General features: G+C 36.1%; 17 protein-coding genes. 12 read left to right on the plus strand and 5 right to left on the minus strand.

Features of this window, described 5'->3' with window-relative positions; translation table 11 throughout:
* Positions 1–28 precede the first annotated feature (28 nt).
* The 8 genes from IR022_RS11940 to IR022_RS11975 all read left to right on the plus strand — a co-directional run bounded on the left by IR022_RS11940 (position 29) and on the right by IR022_RS11975 (position 8,998).
* Entirely contained in the window at positions 29–751 is a 723-nt protein-coding gene (locus tag IR022_RS11940; RefSeq protein WP_050709181.1) for a DUF6089 family protein, read from the plus strand.
* Between the two features lie 102 nt (positions 752–853).
* Positions 854–1,591: an isoprenyl transferase gene (locus tag IR022_RS11945; protein WP_194203856.1), complete on the plus strand. Its 738-nt coding sequence runs from the start codon at positions 854–856 to the stop codon at positions 1,589–1,591.
* Between the two features lie 22 nt (positions 1,592–1,613).
* The gene (locus IR022_RS11950; RefSeq protein ID WP_050709183.1) at positions 1,614–4,280 is read left to right on the plus strand and encodes an outer membrane protein assembly factor; all 2,667 of its coding nucleotides are present in this window, start codon (positions 1,614–1,616) and stop codon (positions 4,278–4,280) included.
* A gap of 94 nt (positions 4,281–4,374) precedes the next feature.
* Positions 4,375–4,890 carry an OmpH family outer membrane protein gene (locus IR022_RS11955; RefSeq protein WP_050709184.1) on the plus strand — a complete coding sequence of 172 codons (516 nt, stop codon included), beginning with the start codon at positions 4,375–4,377 and terminating at the stop codon, positions 4,888–4,890.
* A gap of 61 nt (positions 4,891–4,951) precedes the next feature.
* Positions 4,952–5,449, plus strand: coding sequence for an OmpH family outer membrane protein (locus IR022_RS11960; RefSeq protein ID WP_050709185.1), 498 nt, complete (start codon positions 4,952–4,954; stop codon positions 5,447–5,449).
* 105 nt (positions 5,450–5,554) lie between these two features.
* Positions 5,555–7,174, plus strand: a complete 1,620-nt coding sequence (locus IR022_RS11965; protein WP_194203857.1) for a DUF4836 family protein — start codon at positions 5,555–5,557, stop codon at positions 7,172–7,174.
* 1 nt (position 7,175) lies between these two features.
* On the plus strand, positions 7,176–7,820 hold the full coding sequence (locus IR022_RS11970; RefSeq protein ID WP_194203858.1) for an ATP-binding cassette domain-containing protein: 645 nt from the start codon (positions 7,176–7,178) through the stop codon (positions 7,818–7,820).
* Positions 7,817–8,998 carry an ABC transporter permease gene (locus tag IR022_RS11975; protein ID WP_194203859.1) on the plus strand — a complete coding sequence of 394 codons (1,182 nt, stop codon included), beginning with the start codon at positions 7,817–7,819 and terminating at the stop codon, positions 8,996–8,998. Before IR022_RS11970 ends, IR022_RS11975 begins: the two co-directional genes overlap by 4 nt.
* Before the next feature lie 124 nt (positions 8,999–9,122).
* On the opposite strand, the gene corA is transcribed toward IR022_RS11975, so the two are convergent.
* Together corA and rsmA are read right to left on the minus strand one after the other, a co-directional pair.
* A complete protein-coding gene (corA, locus tag IR022_RS11980) occupies positions 9,123–10,067 on the minus strand; it encodes a magnesium/cobalt transporter CorA (protein WP_050709189.1) in 945 nt (314 codons plus the stop codon).
* A 48-nt stretch (positions 10,068–10,115) separates the two neighbouring features.
* Entirely contained in the window at positions 10,116–10,931 is an 816-nt protein-coding gene (gene rsmA, locus IR022_RS11985) for a 16S rRNA (adenine(1518)-N(6)/adenine(1519)-N(6))-dimethyltransferase RsmA (RefSeq protein WP_194203860.1), read from the minus strand.
* A 200-nt stretch (positions 10,932–11,131) separates the two neighbouring features.
* Here rsmA and IR022_RS11990 point away from each other — a divergent pair, with 200 nt between their 5' ends.
* From IR022_RS11990 to IR022_RS12005, 4 genes are all read left to right on the plus strand, one after another.
* Positions 11,132–12,145: a lysylphosphatidylglycerol synthase transmembrane domain-containing protein gene (locus IR022_RS11990; protein WP_199330307.1), complete on the plus strand. Its 1,014-nt coding sequence runs from the start codon at positions 11,132–11,134 to the stop codon at positions 12,143–12,145.
* A gap of 91 nt (positions 12,146–12,236) precedes the next feature.
* Positions 12,237–12,773 carry a hypothetical protein gene (locus IR022_RS11995; RefSeq protein ID WP_194203861.1) on the plus strand — a complete coding sequence of 179 codons (537 nt, stop codon included), beginning with the start codon at positions 12,237–12,239 and terminating at the stop codon, positions 12,771–12,773.
* A gap of 12 nt (positions 12,774–12,785) precedes the next feature.
* Positions 12,786–14,240 (plus strand): aminoacyl-histidine dipeptidase, encoded by a 1,455-nt coding sequence (locus IR022_RS12000; RefSeq protein WP_194203862.1) that lies wholly within the window; start codon positions 12,786–12,788, stop codon positions 14,238–14,240.
* Positions 14,241–14,395: 155 nt separating this feature from the next.
* Entirely contained in the window at positions 14,396–15,457 is a 1,062-nt protein-coding gene (locus IR022_RS12005; RefSeq protein ID WP_194203863.1) for an endonuclease/exonuclease/phosphatase family protein, read from the plus strand.
* 91 nt (positions 15,458–15,548) lie between these two features.
* On the opposite strand, the gene IR022_RS12010 is transcribed toward IR022_RS12005, so the two are convergent.
* The 3 genes from IR022_RS12010 to IR022_RS12020 all read right to left on the minus strand — a co-directional run bounded on the left by IR022_RS12010 (position 15,549) and on the right by IR022_RS12020 (position 18,844).
* Positions 15,549–16,622, minus strand: coding sequence for a hypothetical protein (locus IR022_RS12010; protein ID WP_050708562.1), 1,074 nt, complete (start codon positions 16,620–16,622; stop codon positions 15,549–15,551).
* Positions 16,623–16,651: 29 nt separating this feature from the next.
* Positions 16,652–17,581 carry a hypothetical protein gene (locus IR022_RS12015; protein WP_194203864.1) on the minus strand — a complete coding sequence of 310 codons (930 nt, stop codon included), beginning with the start codon at positions 17,579–17,581 and terminating at the stop codon, positions 16,652–16,654.
* 156 nt (positions 17,582–17,737) lie between these two features.
* Complete coding sequence (locus IR022_RS12020; RefSeq protein WP_194203865.1) at positions 17,738–18,844, minus strand: hypothetical protein; 1,107 nt, start codon at positions 18,842–18,844, stop codon at positions 17,738–17,740.
* Positions 18,845–18,879: the final 35 nt, after the last annotated feature.

Raw genomic sequence — 18,879 nt, forward strand, 5'->3', positions numbered from 1 at the left:
ACATATTTATGTAGAACAAGATTATTTGATGAGAAGACGTAAGCATGAAGATAGAAGCAAGATATATATTCTCCTGTTAGTTTTCATGGGACTGATTTCTTCTGCGAATAGCTTTTCTCAAGAGTATCAATACGAAATAGGAGGTATGACCGGAATATCTTCGTATATGGGAGATGCCAATAAGACTAACCCATTTCAGAATCCTAATTTTGCACTTGGAGCAGTATTGAGATATAATAAAAACTTCAGATGGGCTTACAAGGGGAATATTCTGATTGGCGGCGTTTCTGGTGATACCCGTAAATCGGGCAATGTTTTTCCGAATCAGCAAAATACTTCGTTTAAAAGAACGTTTTATGAAGTAGGAGGGCAGATCGAATACAACTTCTTCCATTATAGTGATAAATATCAGTATCTTGGAACGAGGCGGTTTTCTCCTTATATTTTTACAGGATTGGGACTTACGGTTGGTTCGGGAGACGAAACCTTTTTGGGGATGAATTTGCCATTGGGCATGGGCCTTAAATATAAATGGAAAGATCGCTTAAATCTAGGATTTGAATTTTCGTTCCGAAAACTATTTGGTGACTCGTTTGATGTAACTTCTAAAGATGGAGGTTTATCTTTAGATGACCCGTATAATATAAAGAGTAGCTTTTTCAAGAATAAAGACTGGTATATTTTGACTATGTTCTCAGTCACTTGGGATTTTGGTGTACGTAGCAAATCGTGCGTAGATAGTTTATATTAAGTATTTAGCGGTACTATTACTTAATACAGCTAAGGGGGCGAATTACTAATAAAAGCATTAAAAAGGTTTAAGACCTTAATTCATATATAAAGAGAAAAATAGATGTCGCTTTTAGAGAAAATAAATAAAAATCGATTACCACAACACGTAGCCATCATTATGGATGGTAACGGACGTTGGGCGAAGCAACGCAACCTTGATAGAACATTTGGGCACAAAGAAGGAGCTGTATCAGTTCGAAAAGTGATAGAAACAGCAGCAAAACTAGGTATCTCATATATTACATTATATACATTTTCGACCGAGAACTGGAATAGACCTGCCGAAGAGGTGGAAGCTCTTATGTCTCTTTTGATTGAATCGGTATCAAGAGAAACACCTGATCTTCTTAAAAATAATATAAGGCTACAAGCTATCGGAGATTTAGATCGATTACCGGCTCAAACTCGTGCGGCTCTTGATGGCAGTATTAAAGAAACATCTGTAAGTACTGGTCTTACGCTAGTATTAGCTTTGAGCTATTCTGCGCGATGGGAAATAACAGAAGCTACAAAAAAGATAGCTGCGGCTATAAATTCAGGGGAATTAACTGATGTTGATGAATCTACAATTAGTGATTTTTTGACAACAAAAGGTATTCCCGATCCCGATTTGTTGATTCGTACGGGAGGAGAACTCCGAATAAGCAACTTCCTACTATGGCAGGCGGCTTATTCTGAATTCCATTTTACAGAGACTCTATGGCCCGACTTTCGCGAAGAGGCATTATATGAGGCAGTAGTAGATTATCAATGCCGTGAAAGACGTTTTGGTAAAACAAGTGAACAAATCAACAGTTAATAGAATTAAACAAAAAAAGAATATGCTCAAAAGAGGTTTATTTGCTTTATTATTATCATCTTTTATTTTTAAAATTGACGCACAAGTCCAACAAACGGATAGTGTGGCAATAAAAGCTGTGAATGAAGCAATAGCGAATTCAACTAGTTCTGTTGATAATGGTCCACTTCCTGTAATAACTTATAGTCTTACTCCCAAAAAGTATCAGATAGCAGATATAACAGTGTCGGGTGTTAAGAATTCGATGTATGAAGATTTTGTACTTATAGGGTTTTCCGGATTATCAGTTGGTGATAACATTGAGATACCCGGTTCTGAAATAACAAATGCTGTAAGACGTTTTTGGAAACAAGGACTTTTTTCGGAAATTAAAATTACTGCCACTAAAATAGTTGGTGATAAAATATGGTTAAATCTTGAATTAAAAGATCGTCCTCGTATTTCTGATATCTCCTATGAAGGAATAAAGAAAGGCGAAAGAGAAGATATTGAAAGCAAACTGGGCATGGTAAAGGGTAATCAGATTACTCCTAACATGGTAGATGGTGCGAAGAAGATAATCAAAAGATACTTTGATGATAAAGGATTTAATAATGCTGTTATTACTATAACACAAGTTGAAGATTTATCGAAAGAGAATCAGATTATTCTGAAAATTACGGTAGATAAGAAAGAGAAAATTAAAGTATATGATGTTACCATAGATGGTAATACTGAGGTTTCTGATGAAACGCTCGAAAAGGCGATGAAGAAAACAAGGCATAAACATACTATGTCTGCTAAGGTTCGAAACTTCCTTCGTTCAACAAATTATGTACCCGAAAATTATGAAGCAGATAAACAAAATCTGATTGCTAAATATAACGAATTAGGATATCGTGATGCTCGTATTCTATGGGATACAGTATATAAGTATAACGATAAAAAAGTCCAAATAGATATTAAGCTTGACGAAGGGCAACAATATTTCTTACGTAATATAAATTGGGTTGGTAATACAGAATTCTCAACAGATCAATTGAATGCGGTATTGAATATGAAACCCGGAGACACGTATAATCAAAAGAAATTATCGGCTCGTTTAACAGGAGATGATGATGCTGTGGGTAATTATTACTATTACAACAATGGTTATATATTCTATCAGGCAGATCCAGTAGAGATAAATATTGATAAAGACTCGGTTGACCTTGAAATACGTATTTTTGAAGGACCTAAGGCTACAATACGAAAAGTAATGATTTCGGGTAATGATCGTCTATATGAAGATATTGTTAGACGTGAGCTTAGAACTAAACCGGGAGCATTATTTAGCCGTGAAGACTTGATGCGTTCGTTACGTGAGGTTGCTCAAATGGGACACTTTGACCCTGAAAAGATACAACCGGATGTTCAGCCAGATAGAGAGTCGGGAACTGTGGATATAGCTTATCCGTTGGTTTCTAAAGCCAATGACCAAGTTGAGTTTTCAGCAGGATGGGGACAAACAGGTATATTAGGTCGTCTGAGCTTGAAGTTTACAAACTTCTCTTTGAAGAATTTATTAAATCCAGGATCGTATAAAGGAATTATACCTCAAGGAGAGGGACAAACCTTACAATTGAGTGGACAAACGAATGGTAAGTACTACCAATCTTATTCGGTATCATTTACCGACCCTTGGTTTGGAGGTAAGCGTCCTAACTTCCTTTCAGTTGGAGCATACTATTCTATCCAAACAGGTGTAAACAGTAGTTTCTTCAACAATAGTTATTTGAATAATTATTATAATAACCAATATAACTCAGGATTTTCGGAGTCGTATCTGAATAACTCTCTTGACCCTGATAAGTCTATTAAAACCTTTGGTATATCTGTTGGTTACGGAAAACGTTTAAATTGGCCGGATGACTACTTCCAATTAGAAGGAGGTTTATCATACCAATTATACAGCATGAAAAACTGGGATTATTTCTTGGTTCGTAATGGACAAAGTCACAATATTAGTGCATCTGTAACACTGTCTCGTAACTCTATCGATAACCCTATATATACTCGTAGAGGTACTCAGTTTTCGTTAAGTGTACAAGCAACTCCTCCTTATTCTGCATGGAATGGAGTCGATTATGCTGCTATGGGTAATGATGTTGAAGGGGTTGATGCAGGAGAGAAATACAGATGGGTAGAGTATCATAAATGGAAATTTAAATCTAAGACATTTACATCTTTGATGCCTTCTATACAAAAGACTCCAGTATTGATGACTCGTGCTGAATATGGTTTGGTTGGATATTACAACAAACACAAGAAATCTCCTTTCGAAACATTCTATATGGGGGGTGATGGTATGTCTGGAGCTTCTTCAGGATATGCGACTGAAATCGTTGGACTTCGTGGATACGAAAATGGATCTATCGGATATTATGCAAGTGCATATACTCGTTTAGCTCTAGAGCTTCGTTACCCATTGATTCTTGAGCCATCATCAACAATCTATATCTTGTCATTTGTGGAAGCAGGTAATGCTTGGAGTGATATTAAAGATTTCAATCCATTTGATCTTAAACGTTCAGCAGGATTTGGAGCACGTATCATGTTACCTATGATCGGACTTATCGGTATCGATTGGGCTTATGGATTTGATAAAGTCAACAATAGCCGTCAGTATGGAGGAAGCCAATTCCACTTTATTATCGGTCAAGAGTTTTAATAAATGTTGATTTTAACACTATTTACGTGTTGTGCAGTAAACTAATTAGAGAAATAGTTGTCTTATATATGTATGAAATAAATTTTGAGACATTATGAAGAAATTTATTTTATTATTCGGATTATTTATTGCGTTTGCAGCAAGTGGCTATTCGCAAAAGTTTGCACTTATTGATATGGAGTATATATTGAAAAATATAAGTAGCTACGAAACGGCCAATCAACAATTGGAAGCTATATCAAAAAAATGGCAAACAGAAGTGGAGACCTCTCAGCAAGAAGTGCAGAATATGTATAAGACTTATCAGTCAGAAATAGTATTCTTATCAGCAGATCAAAAAACGAAGAGAGAGAACGAAATTGTTGAAAAAGAGAAAGCCGTACAAGAACTTAAACGAAAATACTTTGGTCCCGAGGGCGAAGTTTTCAAAAGACGTGAGGCTCTGATTAAACCTATACAGGATGATATTTATAATGCAGTAAAAGAAATCTCAGATACTAAGGGATATCAATTGGTATTGGACAGAGCATCAGCCACTAGTATTATTTTTGCCTCTCCACGTATAGATATCAGTAATGAAGTTTTATCTAAACTCGGATATTCAAAATAAATTATATACATTTGCGATCAAAGAATTAAAAAAACAATAAAAACAAAGAAACCGAAGCATTATGTTTAAAAAATTAGTAATCCTTTTTCTTATTGTTGCTCCAGTAGGAGTGTACGCACAAGATAAACTAGCCTATATTAATACTCAGGAAGTATTTACTCAAATGCCTGAGATTAAAGATGTAGAGACAAAATTGTCTGCTAAACAAGAAGAAATTCAAAAGAATTTGGCTGCTATACAAGCTGAGTATGATAAAAAACTGGAAGAATTTAAAGCTTCTACTGCAGAAGTAACAGAAGCAGTTCTTACAGATCGTCAAAAACAAATTCAACAAATCCAAGAAAGATATGAAACTTATCACGAAAACAGTGAAAAAGAGTTTCAAGATCTACGTCAACAACAATTGGCTCCTGTTCAACAAAAGTTGCAACAAGCAATCAAATCTGTAGGAGACAAAAACGGATTTACATATATTATCGAAGTAGGAGCAGTTCCTTACGTTTCTACTAGTGCAGTAGATGCAGGTAAATTAGTAAAAGCAGAATTAGGTATCAAATAATTAGATACTGATTGTCTCAAAATATAGGAAGGATGGCTTATCAATTATGCCATCCTTTCGTGTCTTTAATTTAAGAGATTATTTTTTATAAATTATAAATATACAATGACTAGTAAGAATGTATTTTTTGCTGTTTTAATGACTTTGCTCATCTTCGCCTCATGTAGCGATTCTAAAGATCCGATAGATGCTATTCCGGCTGGTGCAAATTATGTGGTTTGTGTAGATGCTAAAGCATTGGTAACAAAATCGGAATACGATATTTTTGCCAACCCAATGGTTCAACAGGTTATTGGAATGTATAAGGTTACATTGAAAGATGAATCTGCTGTAAAATTATTGGATAGCTTTCTGAGCGATGCCAATTCTTTAGGAATAAACCTTAAGAACGATTTGTATTTCTATACAGACTATAAAGTTTATGGAGTTGTAGTAGGCGTGAACAATGCTGATAAAATAAAAGAAGCACTGGTGAAATTTTCTTTGGTGCAAGAAGAGGATATTAAGAAAGATGGAGGCGTATATACTGTTGCCCCTGAATCTCAAACCTGCTTGGCTTGGAACGGAAATAAGCTATTGTTGTTAGTTGACATTGCTTCGGCATACGGTAACGGCAATGAAGCTGGCGAACCACTTAATTTAGCTGAACTAGCTAAAGAGCAATTGAAGCAAGGAGCTGATAAGAGTATTAATTCGAATGCAGCTTTTACTGAGTTTTTGAAAAGCAAAAAAGATATTTCTACTTTCTTTTCGATGAAAGGTCTTGATAAATCTCTACCTGATTTAGCAGGTTTAGCTAAAGCAACAGAAGTGACTATTCCATTTAAGAAATTTTTGGCTGATATAGATGGTGTGTCTACAGGCATATATACTTCTTTCGAAAAGGGAGAAGTGAAATTTGAGAATAAGTATTTCTATGATAATGCTGAGGCTGAAAAGAAGTTTAAAGACCTACTATCTCAGTTGAGTGGTAATATAAAAGGAGATCAATTAAAATACATTTCTAGCGACCCATTATTCTTAGCATCGGCAAATGTAAAAGGAGAAGGTGCTTATTCGTACTTGGAGAAATTAGGGTTTATCGAACTATTAACGAAAGAACTACCTGAGAGTGTAGAGCCAGACGAAATCCAAAAGATATTAAAAGATTTGAATGGTGATATAACTCTTGCTATTACATCTAAAACTGCAACTAAAAAGCAAGACGATATTTTTAGCGATATGGGAGCTCCAACTCCTGAGTTTGTTTTCTTTGCAGATATTTCTAATCCTACGGAGGTGATCGATTTTATTAAGCTGCAATTGGCTGGTGGTGAACTTAAGTATACTGAACTATCTCCATCAAACTTTAAGATAAGTAGTAATAATGTAGATGTTTATTGGGGTGCAAATGGTAATACATTCTTCTTCACCAATAATGAGGTTGTGTATAATAACATGAAGGCTTCGAATCTTGCTAATAACTATTCGGAGATCATCAAAGATAAATCTATCGTGATGTTTGGCGATTTGCAGGTTCTGCAATCTTACACGGCAAATAACATTGCGTTCCAATCTTTTGGACCATTCTTAAGTGAGTTTGGTAAATATGAATTTGCAAGTGCAAGTGATCTAACTGGAGTCGGTAAACTAGAGTTGGCTACAAAAGACCAAAATAGTTTGGCTGTTATTTGCAAACAACTAGATCAGTTAATCTCCAGCTTTGGAGGACTATTTGTTAGATGAGATGAATAAAATAACTTTCCGGAATACACTTCCCCTTATTTTTGCTGGCGAAAGAGACTTACAATCGGATATCTGGTTGCAGGATTTTAGTTTGGAAAAAGGCAACAATTATTTGATAGAAGCCAATTCGGGTACAGGAAAAAGCTCGCTCTGTAGTTATATCTATGGCTATAGAGACGATTATTCGGGAGATATTATATTCAACAATGTAAATATCCGCAGATTCAAAGCAAGGCATTGGGATAAAGTGAGGAATACCGAAATAAGTCTCTTATTTCAGGAGCTTTGCCTCTTTCCCGAATTAACAGCTTTTGAAAATGTGTTATTGAAAAATAATCTGACTCGCTACAAAGAGAACAGACAAATTCATGAGATGTTCGATTTATTGGGAATTGGTAATAAAAAAAATTCTTTAGTCGAAAAAATGTCGTGGGGGCAGCAACAGCGTGTAGCTCTTATTCGTTGTTTGTGTCAGCCATTTGACTTTTTAGTGCTTGATGAGCCCATTAGCCACCTTGATGATAAAAATGCTTCTATTGCCGCTGTATTGCTTCAGAGAGAGGCTTCTCAGCAAGGTGCAGGTATTATTGCCACATCTATTGGTAAACAACTGCCATTGGAGTACACAAAAACATTTGCTCTATGAAACTGATCTGGAAATTATTGCGTGAAAATATAAGTAAATCACAACTGATTGGTTTCTCTATTACGAGTTTGATCGGGATGAGTATTGTTTTACTGGCATTCCAGTTTTACTTCGATATTAATCCGATTTTCTCAGGTAAGGACAAACTGTTAAAGGAAGATTATTTAACCATAACTAAAAAGGTCGGGCTATTAAGTGGGCTTTCATCTAAATCGAATGGCTTTAGCCAAAGCGAAATAGATGAGTTGAAGAGTCAGCCTTTTATAAAACATGTAGGAGCTTTTACTCCTTCTCAATTTAATGTGTTTGGAGGCTTCAATAGTCAAAAATTGGGTATTGCATTCAATACAGAGATGTTTTTTGAGTCGGTACCCGATGAGTTTATAGATGTAGTATCTAATAGTTGGAGATTCTCTCCAGTGGACAATACTGTACCTATCATTCTTCCTAAAAATTATCTGGATTTGTATAACTTTGGTTTTGCAGGAGCTAGCTCAATGCCGCAGATTTCGGAACAATTGATTGGGTTGATTAATCTGAATATAACTATAACTGCAAAGAATGGCGAACGTCAGCAAATGAAAGGCCGTATTGTAGGCTTTTCTAACCGACTAAATTCGATACTTGTGCCTGAGCCTTTTATGGAATGGGCAAATCAGCAATTTGGAGGAGGATCAACGCAACCTTCACGGTTGATTGTTGAGGTGTCTAATATAGCCGATCCTAATCTTTCAGGATACTTTAAAGACCGAGGGTTCGAGATTAGTGGAGATAATACTACTGCCAGCAGGATTTCTTTTTTTCTAAAGATTATAATAGGGATAGTTATTTCTGTTGGGGTTGTAATCTGTATCTTGTCTTTCTTTATCTTGATATTGAGTATCTATTTGCTGTTAGAGAAGAACATGAACAAATTGCGTACTCTGCGGTTGATTGGTTATCCAAAATCTGCAGTGGTAAAGCCTTATGAATGGCTCATTGTTAGTCTCAATCTGATTATTCTGCTTATATCTTTATTGATAACTTTTGTCGCAAGAACAAAATATCAGGAGTTTCTAGGTAAAATGTTTCCTATAAACGAGGCTACTTTTTCTATATATACAATTCTAATAGGAGTAGGCATATTTCTGTTCCTATCGGTATTAAATATTGCCATTATAAGAAAGAAAGTAAAGTAGCAATTGTGTATGTATTGCTTCGAAAATAAAAAAGGGCTTTGGTTAAATTTCAACCAAAGCCCTTTTTCTGTATATATTAGCGTATATGGGTAGACGCTTTTTTATGCAATTTAATTAGAGGGCGTTATAGCCACCTTTTTCTCTTGAAGTATACAAGTATACCTCCCGAAGAGGCTAACATGAATACAATAGCTACAATATAGCCATATTCCCATTGCAATTCGGGCATGATAGCAAAGTTCATCCCATAGATGCTTGCAATAAGGGTAGGGGGCATAAAGATGACTGATATAATTGTAAATATCTTAATGATCTTATTTTGTTCGATATTAACAAACCCGAGGAATGTATCTTGTAAATAGTCAAGTCTGTCGAAACTAAATTTGATATGTTCGAGTAGCGAATTTATATCTTTTACAATGATGGTAAGTTTGCCATGTAGCTCTCTGTTGATTAATTCGCTTTTCAACATACTTGATACGGCTCGTTGCTTTTCAATAATATTTTCGCGAAGCATCATCGTCTTTTCCTGAAGGTCTTTGATTTCCATCAAAAGCTCTTCATCGGCTTCCTCCATGGTAAGGGTATTACTTAAGGTGGTAATCTTTTGAGTCATTTCCTCAATCATGTCGGCATCTACTTCAACACGTGTTTCCAACAGGGCAACAAATACATGGTAGCCTGTAGGATAATTGCGCGGATTGGCTGATATTTTTTTTACAGTCTCCTGAAATGAAGTTAGATCCTCGTCACGTACAGTAATAAGAATATTATTCTTAAGAATAAATGAAACCAGTTCTTTGTCAAAATTGGGGCGTAAGAAGTTGAAATTGACTACCAGCGAATCGTACGTTTCGATGTATCGGGATGACATCTCGATCTCGATCATCTCTTCTTCTTCCTGAATATATATTTTCAGATAGTCTTCTAATTCGTTTTCTATTTCTTCATCAACATTGTTTAAGTCTATCCATAAAAAATTCTTTATAGGATTAGTCTTTAAAAACTCGATGCTGCGACTTATACGAATTACGTTGTCTTTGTGATAGAACAATCTTACTTCAGACATAATAAGTATTTAGTTATGAGTTACTGGTTACAAGTAAGGTCACAGACCTTATTCTTTTCGCTGGATGCCTGCGTCTTCTGCACCTTGTGGCATGTGTTCTCGTGTGAGATTCGTCAAATATACAAACTCCTCTACTGACAATTGTTCGGGACGTTTGTCAAAAATAGGATCAGCATATATATTGTTATCTTTACCCAACAGCGGTTTCATCGAATTACGCAATGTTTTGCGACGTTGGTTGAAAGATGTTTTAATAACGGTTTTGAATAATTTTTCATCACAGCCTAAACTTTCGCGGTTATTACGCACCAGTCGTATTACGGCGGATTTGACACGGGGAGGCGGATCGAATACGACTTCACTAACCGTGAATAGGTATTCAATATCATACCATGCTTGAAGAAGTACACTTAGTATTCCATATGTCTTTTTTCCAGGTTTAGATGCAATACGTTCGGCAACTTCTTTTTGAAGCATACCCGAACAGCAGGGGATGTGTTCTTTATAATCGAGTACCTTGAAGAATATCTGAGACGAAATATTATAAGGGTAGTTACCTATAATACAAAATTGATCAGGATAAATATCAGTAGGATTCAATTGAAGAAAATCTCCTTCAATAATATGATCTTTAAGTGCAGGAAAATGTTCGTTTAGATAAGGAACCGACTCTCTGTCGATCTCAATAACTGTAAGATCTCGGTTTTTTTCGAGTAAGTATTGGGTGAGAACACCCATCCCCGGACCAACTTCTATAATGGGAGTATCCGGAAAATTATCTAACGTATCGGCTATTTGCTTTGCTATTTGCAAATCCTTCAAAAAGTGTTGTCCTAGAAATTTTTTTGCTCTTACATCTCCCATCTATATCCTTAAAGTTTCCGACCTATTTATTGCTTTAGTTGTTGTAGCAACCAGAGCATGTTAATATTAAAAAATACAGCAACAAATATTTTACTTTACATATTATTAATATATCCTTATATTTGCAACGAACAAAGTTAATGAATTTATCATTGGAATACTCATCAATGCCATTCATTTCCACCGAATAAGTAAACATAATGGATATTAATCAAACCGAAGAACCTCAGAAAGAAGGGTCAGTAATAAGTAAATTTCTGAAAGTACTTATCCCGTTAGCCTTGGGGGTAGTTGTGTTATGGCTTTTGTACCGTGATACCGATTTTGGTAAAATGTGGATCACAATCAAAGATGCCAACTTTGCTATACTGCTGTTCTCTCTGATTTTTGGAGCACTGGGTAATGTTATCCGTGGTCTCAGATGGAAGCTTTTGATAGAGCCACTTGGATACAATCCTCCTGCGTCGAGTTTAATATATGCCGTATTGGGTAGTTATGCTGTAAATATTGCAATCCCTCGTGGAGGAGAAGTGTGGAGATGTGCCGTAGTTGCTAAGGATGAGAAGATTCCTTTTGCTAAACTTTTTGGTACTATGATTCTTGATAGGGTTAGCGATACGGTTACTGTAGCCTGCATTATTTTATTGGCTTGTTGCTTTAATGTTGAGTTCTTTCTTTCTTATATAAAAGAGAATGCTGCTTTATCTAACTCTCTTACTAATATTTTTTCATCAGGCTGGATGATCGGTGGAGTAATTGCTGCCATTGTTTTGATTGTTGTAATTTATAAATTATTTAAAAATACAACTCCTATAATAAAGCTTACCAATCTTTTTAAAGGACTGGGTCGCGATATGCAGACCGTATTCAAAATGAAGAGAAAGGGACGCTTTTTGCTATATACAATTGGTATCTGGTTCTCCTATTTTCTATATTTCTATATAACATTCTATGCTTTTGACTTCACTAAAGATTTAGGGCTTACTGCTGGTCTTATAGCTTTTGCTTTGAGTAGCTTAAGTATGGCTATCCCAACCAATGGAGGAATGGGTGTTTGGCATGCTGCAGTAGTACTATCTTTGGGCTTGTATGGTGTAACTAAAGATTCGGGAGAAGCATTTGCATTTGCCGTATTTGCTATACAATCGTTGTGGATTGTGCTGTGTGGATTATTCAGCATGGGAGCATTGACCATTAAAAATAGAAATAAATAATCTGCTGAAATATCTTTGTAAATAGTCTCGTTAATTATTCCTTGTAATGTCTATTTTATGAGTACCTTTAATTCTTAAAAATAGACATATAATGAAAAGAGTATTATTTATAATCCTAAGCTTAGGATTTGTTTTATCTTCATACACACAACCTATTGAAGGTAAAAGTATCGGTTCAAATACAACTAAAGAAGAGCAAGGTAACGACAATCGAATATTGGTAGATGATGATTTTATTCAGGCTTGGGAACAGAGCAGTCTCGATAAACAGTTTGCTGATAAAGATTTATATAAACTCGAAGCTTTTACCCGATTGAAAGGCGGAGAAGATCAATTCTCATATTATATTCTCAAAGAGCTAAGCTGGGGAGATTTATTCAAGTCGTATCTGATATACGAAGAGTACGAATCGGAAAATGCTATCTGGCTAGCTAATTATACAAAAGATCATACCCTTATTGATGCGGTTGAAGTGTACTATGACAATGCAGAAGGGGCTTGGTCAACTACTTCTATCATTAATCTTAAGGAGCATTCGCTAGAACTTACCAAGTATGATGCTTATGCAGATCCTGATAAAACTCTACAGAGAGTTAAAATTACATCCAACGGAAAAATTGAAAAATAAAATACAATTATTATGGCAAAAGAAATATTAAACCTGAAACCAGAAAGTGTTTGGAAACATTTTTATGAGTTGACTCAGATACCTCGTCCAACAGGACATACAAAGGCTGTAGAGAAATATGTAGTTGATTTTGCAAAATCGCTCAATATAGATGTTAAGCAAGATAAAGTAGGTAATGTACTTGTTACAAAACCAGCTTCGAAAGGTATGGAGAATGCTCCTACTGTAATTTTGCAAGCACACTTAGATATGGTTCCTCAAAAGAATTCGGATGTGAAACACGATTTTCTGAAAGATCCGATTGATGCATATATTGCAGGAGATAAGGTGAAAGCCCGTTCTACCACTTTAGGTGCGGACAATGGTATAGGAGCTGCTGCTATTTTAGCTATCCTAGAGGACAGCAGCCTTAAGCATGGTAAAATAGAAGGACTGTTTACGATTGACGAAGAAGAAGGCATGGTAGGTGCTTTTGGTCTTGAATCGGGATTCTTAACAGGTAGTATTCTATTGAATCTGGATACAGAAGAAGAAGGAGAGCTTTGTGTAGGTTGTGCAGGAGGTATTGACGAAAACGTATCTTGGCAATTTAAAGAAGTAGAAGTTCCTGCAGGTGATGTTGCTTTGAAAATAAACCTTACTGGACTTAGAGGTGGACACTCGGGTGGAGAAATACATCTAGGTCGTGGTAATGCTAATAAGTTGATGTTCCGTTTCCTTAAACAAGCAGTAGCTGAAGTAGAAGCTCGTTTATCGTTCATTGATGGAGGTTCGCTTCGCAATGCAATACCTAGAGAAGCATTTGCAATAGTAACAGTTCCTGCTGAAAATGTAGATGATTTGTTAGACTTAGTAGATGAATATCAAGAAATCTACAGTGAAGAGTATAGAAGTATTGAGAACAACTTATCTCTTAAAGCTGAGAAAACCGATTTGCCAAAATCGTTGATTCCTGAAGAAATTCAAGATGATTTGATTAATGCTGTTGAAGCATGTCCTAATGGAGTTATCAGTATGTTGCAGGATTTTCCGGGTATTGTAGAATCATCTACAAACATTGCTTCTGTAAAATCGACTGAAGGATTGGTAGAGATAAAATTCCTTACACGTAGTTCTTCTGAAACAAAAAAATATGCCCTTGATTCAAGTATTAATAGTTTATTCTCTTTGGCAGATGCCAAAGTTGAGGCTGTAAATGCTTATCCGGGTTGGCAACCAAATGCTAATTCTGCCGCTTTAGAGGTAATGAAGGATATATATATCAGAAAATTTGGTAAAGATCCTATTGTACAAGTTGTACACGCAGGTTTGGAATGTGGTATCATTCTAGATAGTACTCCAGGCTTAGATATAGTATCTTTTGGCCCAACTATTATGAATCCCCATTCACCAGATGAGTTTGTAGAAATAGATACTGTAGAAAGATTCTATGATTATCTGATAACTATTCTTGAAGAATTGAAATAAAGTTCCATTAAAAGAACTGAAAGCTTAATATCCGTGAAGAAATATTTTTTTACGGATATTTTTTTGTCCAAATTCGATCTTTACTTTTAAGATTAATAACTTTGTTTGAGATACAATAAGATCGCTCGATCTTTATAAACCTTAAAATGTTTATTATGAAAAAAATTATTTATTTATTCTGTATTTCTTTTCTTTTATTGAGTTGTGGAGGAAAAACGAATAAGGCAGATGTAGTGGCGAACACTGAAACATTCAAAGTTCTTCAATTCAATATTTGGCAGGAAGGTACAGTTGTACCCGATGGTTACCAAGCCATTGTTCAACAAATACTCGATTCTAAAGCCGATTTTGTGACATTAAGTGAAGTTCGGAATTACAAAGACACTAGATTTTGTGACAGAATTGTTCAATCCCTAAAAGATAGCGGACAAGTATTTTATTCTTTTTATAGTTACGATTCGGGTATTCTTTCTCGTTATCCCATTATAGATTCAACTACTGTATATCCTTGTGTTGATGATCATGGTAGTGCTTACAGAGCATTGATAGATATGAATGGACAGGAAGTTGCCCTTTATACTACCCACTTAGATTATCTCAATGATACTTATTATGATGTAAAAGGCTATAATGGTTCTACATGGAAAAAGCGTACACCAATGCTTGATGTAGATTCTATATTAGCAGATAACGTTTTGTCGAAAAGAGATGATGGAATGAAAGCAATCTTAGAAAAGGCTAAAGAAGATAGAGCTAAAAACAGGATTGTGATTATAGGTGGAGACTTTAATGAGCCATCTCATCAAGACTGGATAGAAAGTACTAAAGATATGTTCGACAGGCATGGAGTAGTAGTGCCCTGGACAGTTAGTACAATGCTTGCAGATGAAGGGTATATAGATACATATCGTAAAGCTTATCCTGATCCTGCGACTCATCCCGGTATAACTTTCCCTGCCGATAATCCTTTGATGGATATAAACAAGCTAACGTGGACTCCCGATGCTGATGAACGCGAGCGAGTTGATTTTATCTACTATGCTCCATTGGAGGGACTCGATTTAACTGATGCGGTTGTATGGGGACCTGATGGTTCTATTGCTTATAGTAAGAGGGTAAAAGATAATACCCAAGATCCTATCGAAATAGGTAAAGGTATTTGGCCTACCGATCATAAAGCTGTATTAGCAACATTTACGTTGAATAAAGCAAAGTGATTTTTAAGTTTAGAACTTTATAAGAATATAAAAAAAGGCAGAAGTATTTATTACTCCTGCCTTTTTTATCTATAATGGTTTATAAAATAGATTATGCTTTTCGGGTTACAGACATAAATATTGTTTTGCTATAAGCGTTACTGGCATTGGTTTGCATCGCCCACCATTTCATTTCGTACCAACGCCATACACCAGCAGTAACTTGTACCTGCACATTGGATGTGATTACTTCGGCATTAGTAGTTGTCCAATAAACAATGTCATTATAATCAACCTGTATAAAACCTCCGGATGCAATCGTTTGATTTAATACAGTTCTATTTTCGTTTACCTCAGTGGCAAATGTTTGTAAGCTAATGAGCTGAGGTTGGTCGGAAACGTTGTATATACGAGGTCTGTAAAAAGTTGGATCGTAATATGCCACTTCCATTTTTAAACCGTCAATAATGGGCAGTTGTGTAGGGAACTGAGTTGATAGAAGGGTATTGAGTGTAAGACCATTCGTAATAAATACTCCAGAAAATGTGATAAGCCCTCCAATTTCGAGTGTTAAACCACCGGTCAAGGCTACAGTACAAGAATTTCCGAGAACATCTATGTTGAAATAGGCAGCAGCAGGCGAGTCCAGAAGTGGTGTGCCTGAAAGTGTGTACCTCAATACGCCATTACCTTGTTCTAATACCCCAGCTTGCAAAGTGGCTGTAAGGCCGGTATTTCCGGTTGAGGCGATAGGTGTTCCTACAGGATAGGAGGCTCCATTGCCACCAATATAGGGTACTTCCATAATTCCCTCGTAAGGAACTCCTGCCTTGAAAGCAGAAGGGGTCATGCTGGCTCCTGTACATTGTATACCTGAGATCCCCGGTGCTTTTATATCTTCAGATTTTAGTCTTACCCACATTGTACCATCCCATGTTAAATAGCCTTCTGTTTTAAAATTGCCTAAACCAGTATTGTAAATAGTTAAGCCGATGGATGGATTGGATATTGTTGTTATATCTGTGTTTGAATTGAGTGCTATGCGAGGAAAAAGAACACCTTTGTTCTCACTTTTAACTTCAAGCATTGCCGAAGAAGAAATGTCGCGTGTGCCAATTCCTACCTGTGCATATACTAATGTAATGCATACTTGAAGTAATATTAATGTTAAGACTTTCTTGTTCATCTGTAATGTTTTATAATTAAAGTCTGGGATTAAGCTTTTCTTATGATTGACATGAAAATTACCTTTTGTGCACTAATTTCCATTGCCCACCATTTCATTTCATACCAACGCCATACGCCCGGTACAATTTGTACCTGTACATTTACAGTAATTACTTCGGCAGCAGTTGTTGTCCAATAAACTAAATCATCATAATCTATGACAATAGCATCACCGGCTGCAATAGTCTGGTTTAAATTAGTTCTATATTGATTTACCTGCGTTGCAAAGGTCTGTAGACTTATAAGTTGACTGGTTGAGTTGGTATTAACAATTCTTGGTCGGTAATAGGTTTGTGTGTAATAAATCAAATCCATTCTTAAACCATCAATAACGGGTAGCCCGGTTCTTATAGATGATAAAAATGTTCCGTTAGCAACACCTGTGGCTGGTATGTAACCTACATATGTAACATATTCTCCTACTCCCAGAGTAACACCGCTAACAGTTGCCTGACAACTCTGTCCCAGAAAATTGATGTTAAATACAGCGGGTACAGGCGAGTCATATAGGGGTGTGCCCGATAGTTTAAATGTTAGTTCTCCGGCTCCATATGCTAGAGTTCCTGCTTGTAATGTTGCGGTAAGCCCCGTGTTATGTCCAATGGAGGGTAGTGGGCTACCGGCAGAGTAACTACCACCATTTCCTCCGGAATATGGGATAACCATAGTTCCTTCGTAAGGTACTCCTGCTTCAAAAAGAGAAGGGCTTATTCGGGCATCAGTACATCGAAGGGCCGAAATAGAGGGCGGATTTGTTGCAGTAAGATTAATTTTCTTCCAACTTGTTCCATCCCAACAAACAAGACCTTCATAATCTAAGCCTCCTGTTCCTGTATTATATACTAAAAGTCCTTCTTCGGGGTTAAGTACTGTCGCTATATCAGTATCAGACAATAGAGCAACCTTAGGAAATAACACTCCTTGGTTTGAGCTATTTATGTCGAGTATTGTTGAAGGGTCTGGACTTTCAGTTCCAATTCCTATTTGGGCATATATCAGGTTTGTCGATATATATAGGCTATAAAAGACAAATAGTAAGATTATTTTTTCATAATTTAAATCTGATTATATCTGTTAGGATTTCCTCATTAGTGACATGAAGATTACTTTAACAGTATCTATTTCCATTGCCCACCATGTCATTTCATACCATCGCCATTCGGAAGGTCCTACCTGTACCTGCAGATCGGTAGTAACAGTTGAGGATACGGTGGCAGTCCAAGCAATAGCAAAATTGGGGGCAGTAGTTCTTGAGGTTATATTGACATAATCCCAATTTGTGCTTGTAACTTCAGATTGTCTATAAATAGTTCTATTTAAATTTGTAACATTTAGTAGACTTACAACTGAAAAGGTTTGAAAACTTACAATTTTCTGTTCAGAACTTACGTTGTAAACTCTTGGATAATAATAAGTCGCTCCATTTGATATTAGATCCATCCTTAATCCATCAACAGTTGGGAGTTGGGAGGGATAATATTGAGATAAAAGAGTTCCAGATACGTTTTGGTCTTTAGTTAAGCTAGCAATAAACGAGGTTTGCTCTCCTACTTCCATCTGTTCTCCTACTAATGAAACAGAACAATTGAAGTTCAGCTCATCAATATTAAAGATAATAGGAGTCGGAGATGAGGCTGAGGGAGTACCTGTAACTCTGAATATTAAATTTCCATTTCCTGTATTCAGTTCTCCTCTTTGTAGTGTTGCGGTAAGCCCTGTATTACCTGTTGAAGATACAGGTGTACCGCTGTTATATCCGCCTCCATTGCCTCCTGTATATGGAATGGTCATTATACCTTCATAAGGAATCCCTGCTATATATGTAGAAGGTGTAAGCTCTGCTCTATTGCATAGCAGGCCGGTTATAGATGGGTTTACTACTGTTGTGAGAGTCATCTTCTGCCATTCTGATCCTGTCCAGTATACATAACCGGGTGTGTCTAAACCTCCTTGTCCTGTATTATAGACTAAAAGTCCGACTGCCGGATTCGAGATGGTAGTTATATCTGTCTTAGATTGTAAGTTTATCTTAGGAAATAAAACACCCTTATCGGAGCTTTGGATATGGAGAATAGCAGACGGATCGGAATTTGAAGTACCGATTCCAATACCTATTTGAGCGTATGCAAGAGTTATAGCATAAAAGCTGAAGATAAGAAAGACCAGTCTTTTCTTTATCATAATTTAGAATTTTTCATAGAATACATTTAATTAGT

The organism is Dysgonomonas sp. GY617 (assembly GCF_015233815.1).
Lineage (GTDB): Bacteria > Bacteroidota > Bacteroidia > Bacteroidales > Dysgonomonadaceae > Dysgonomonas_A.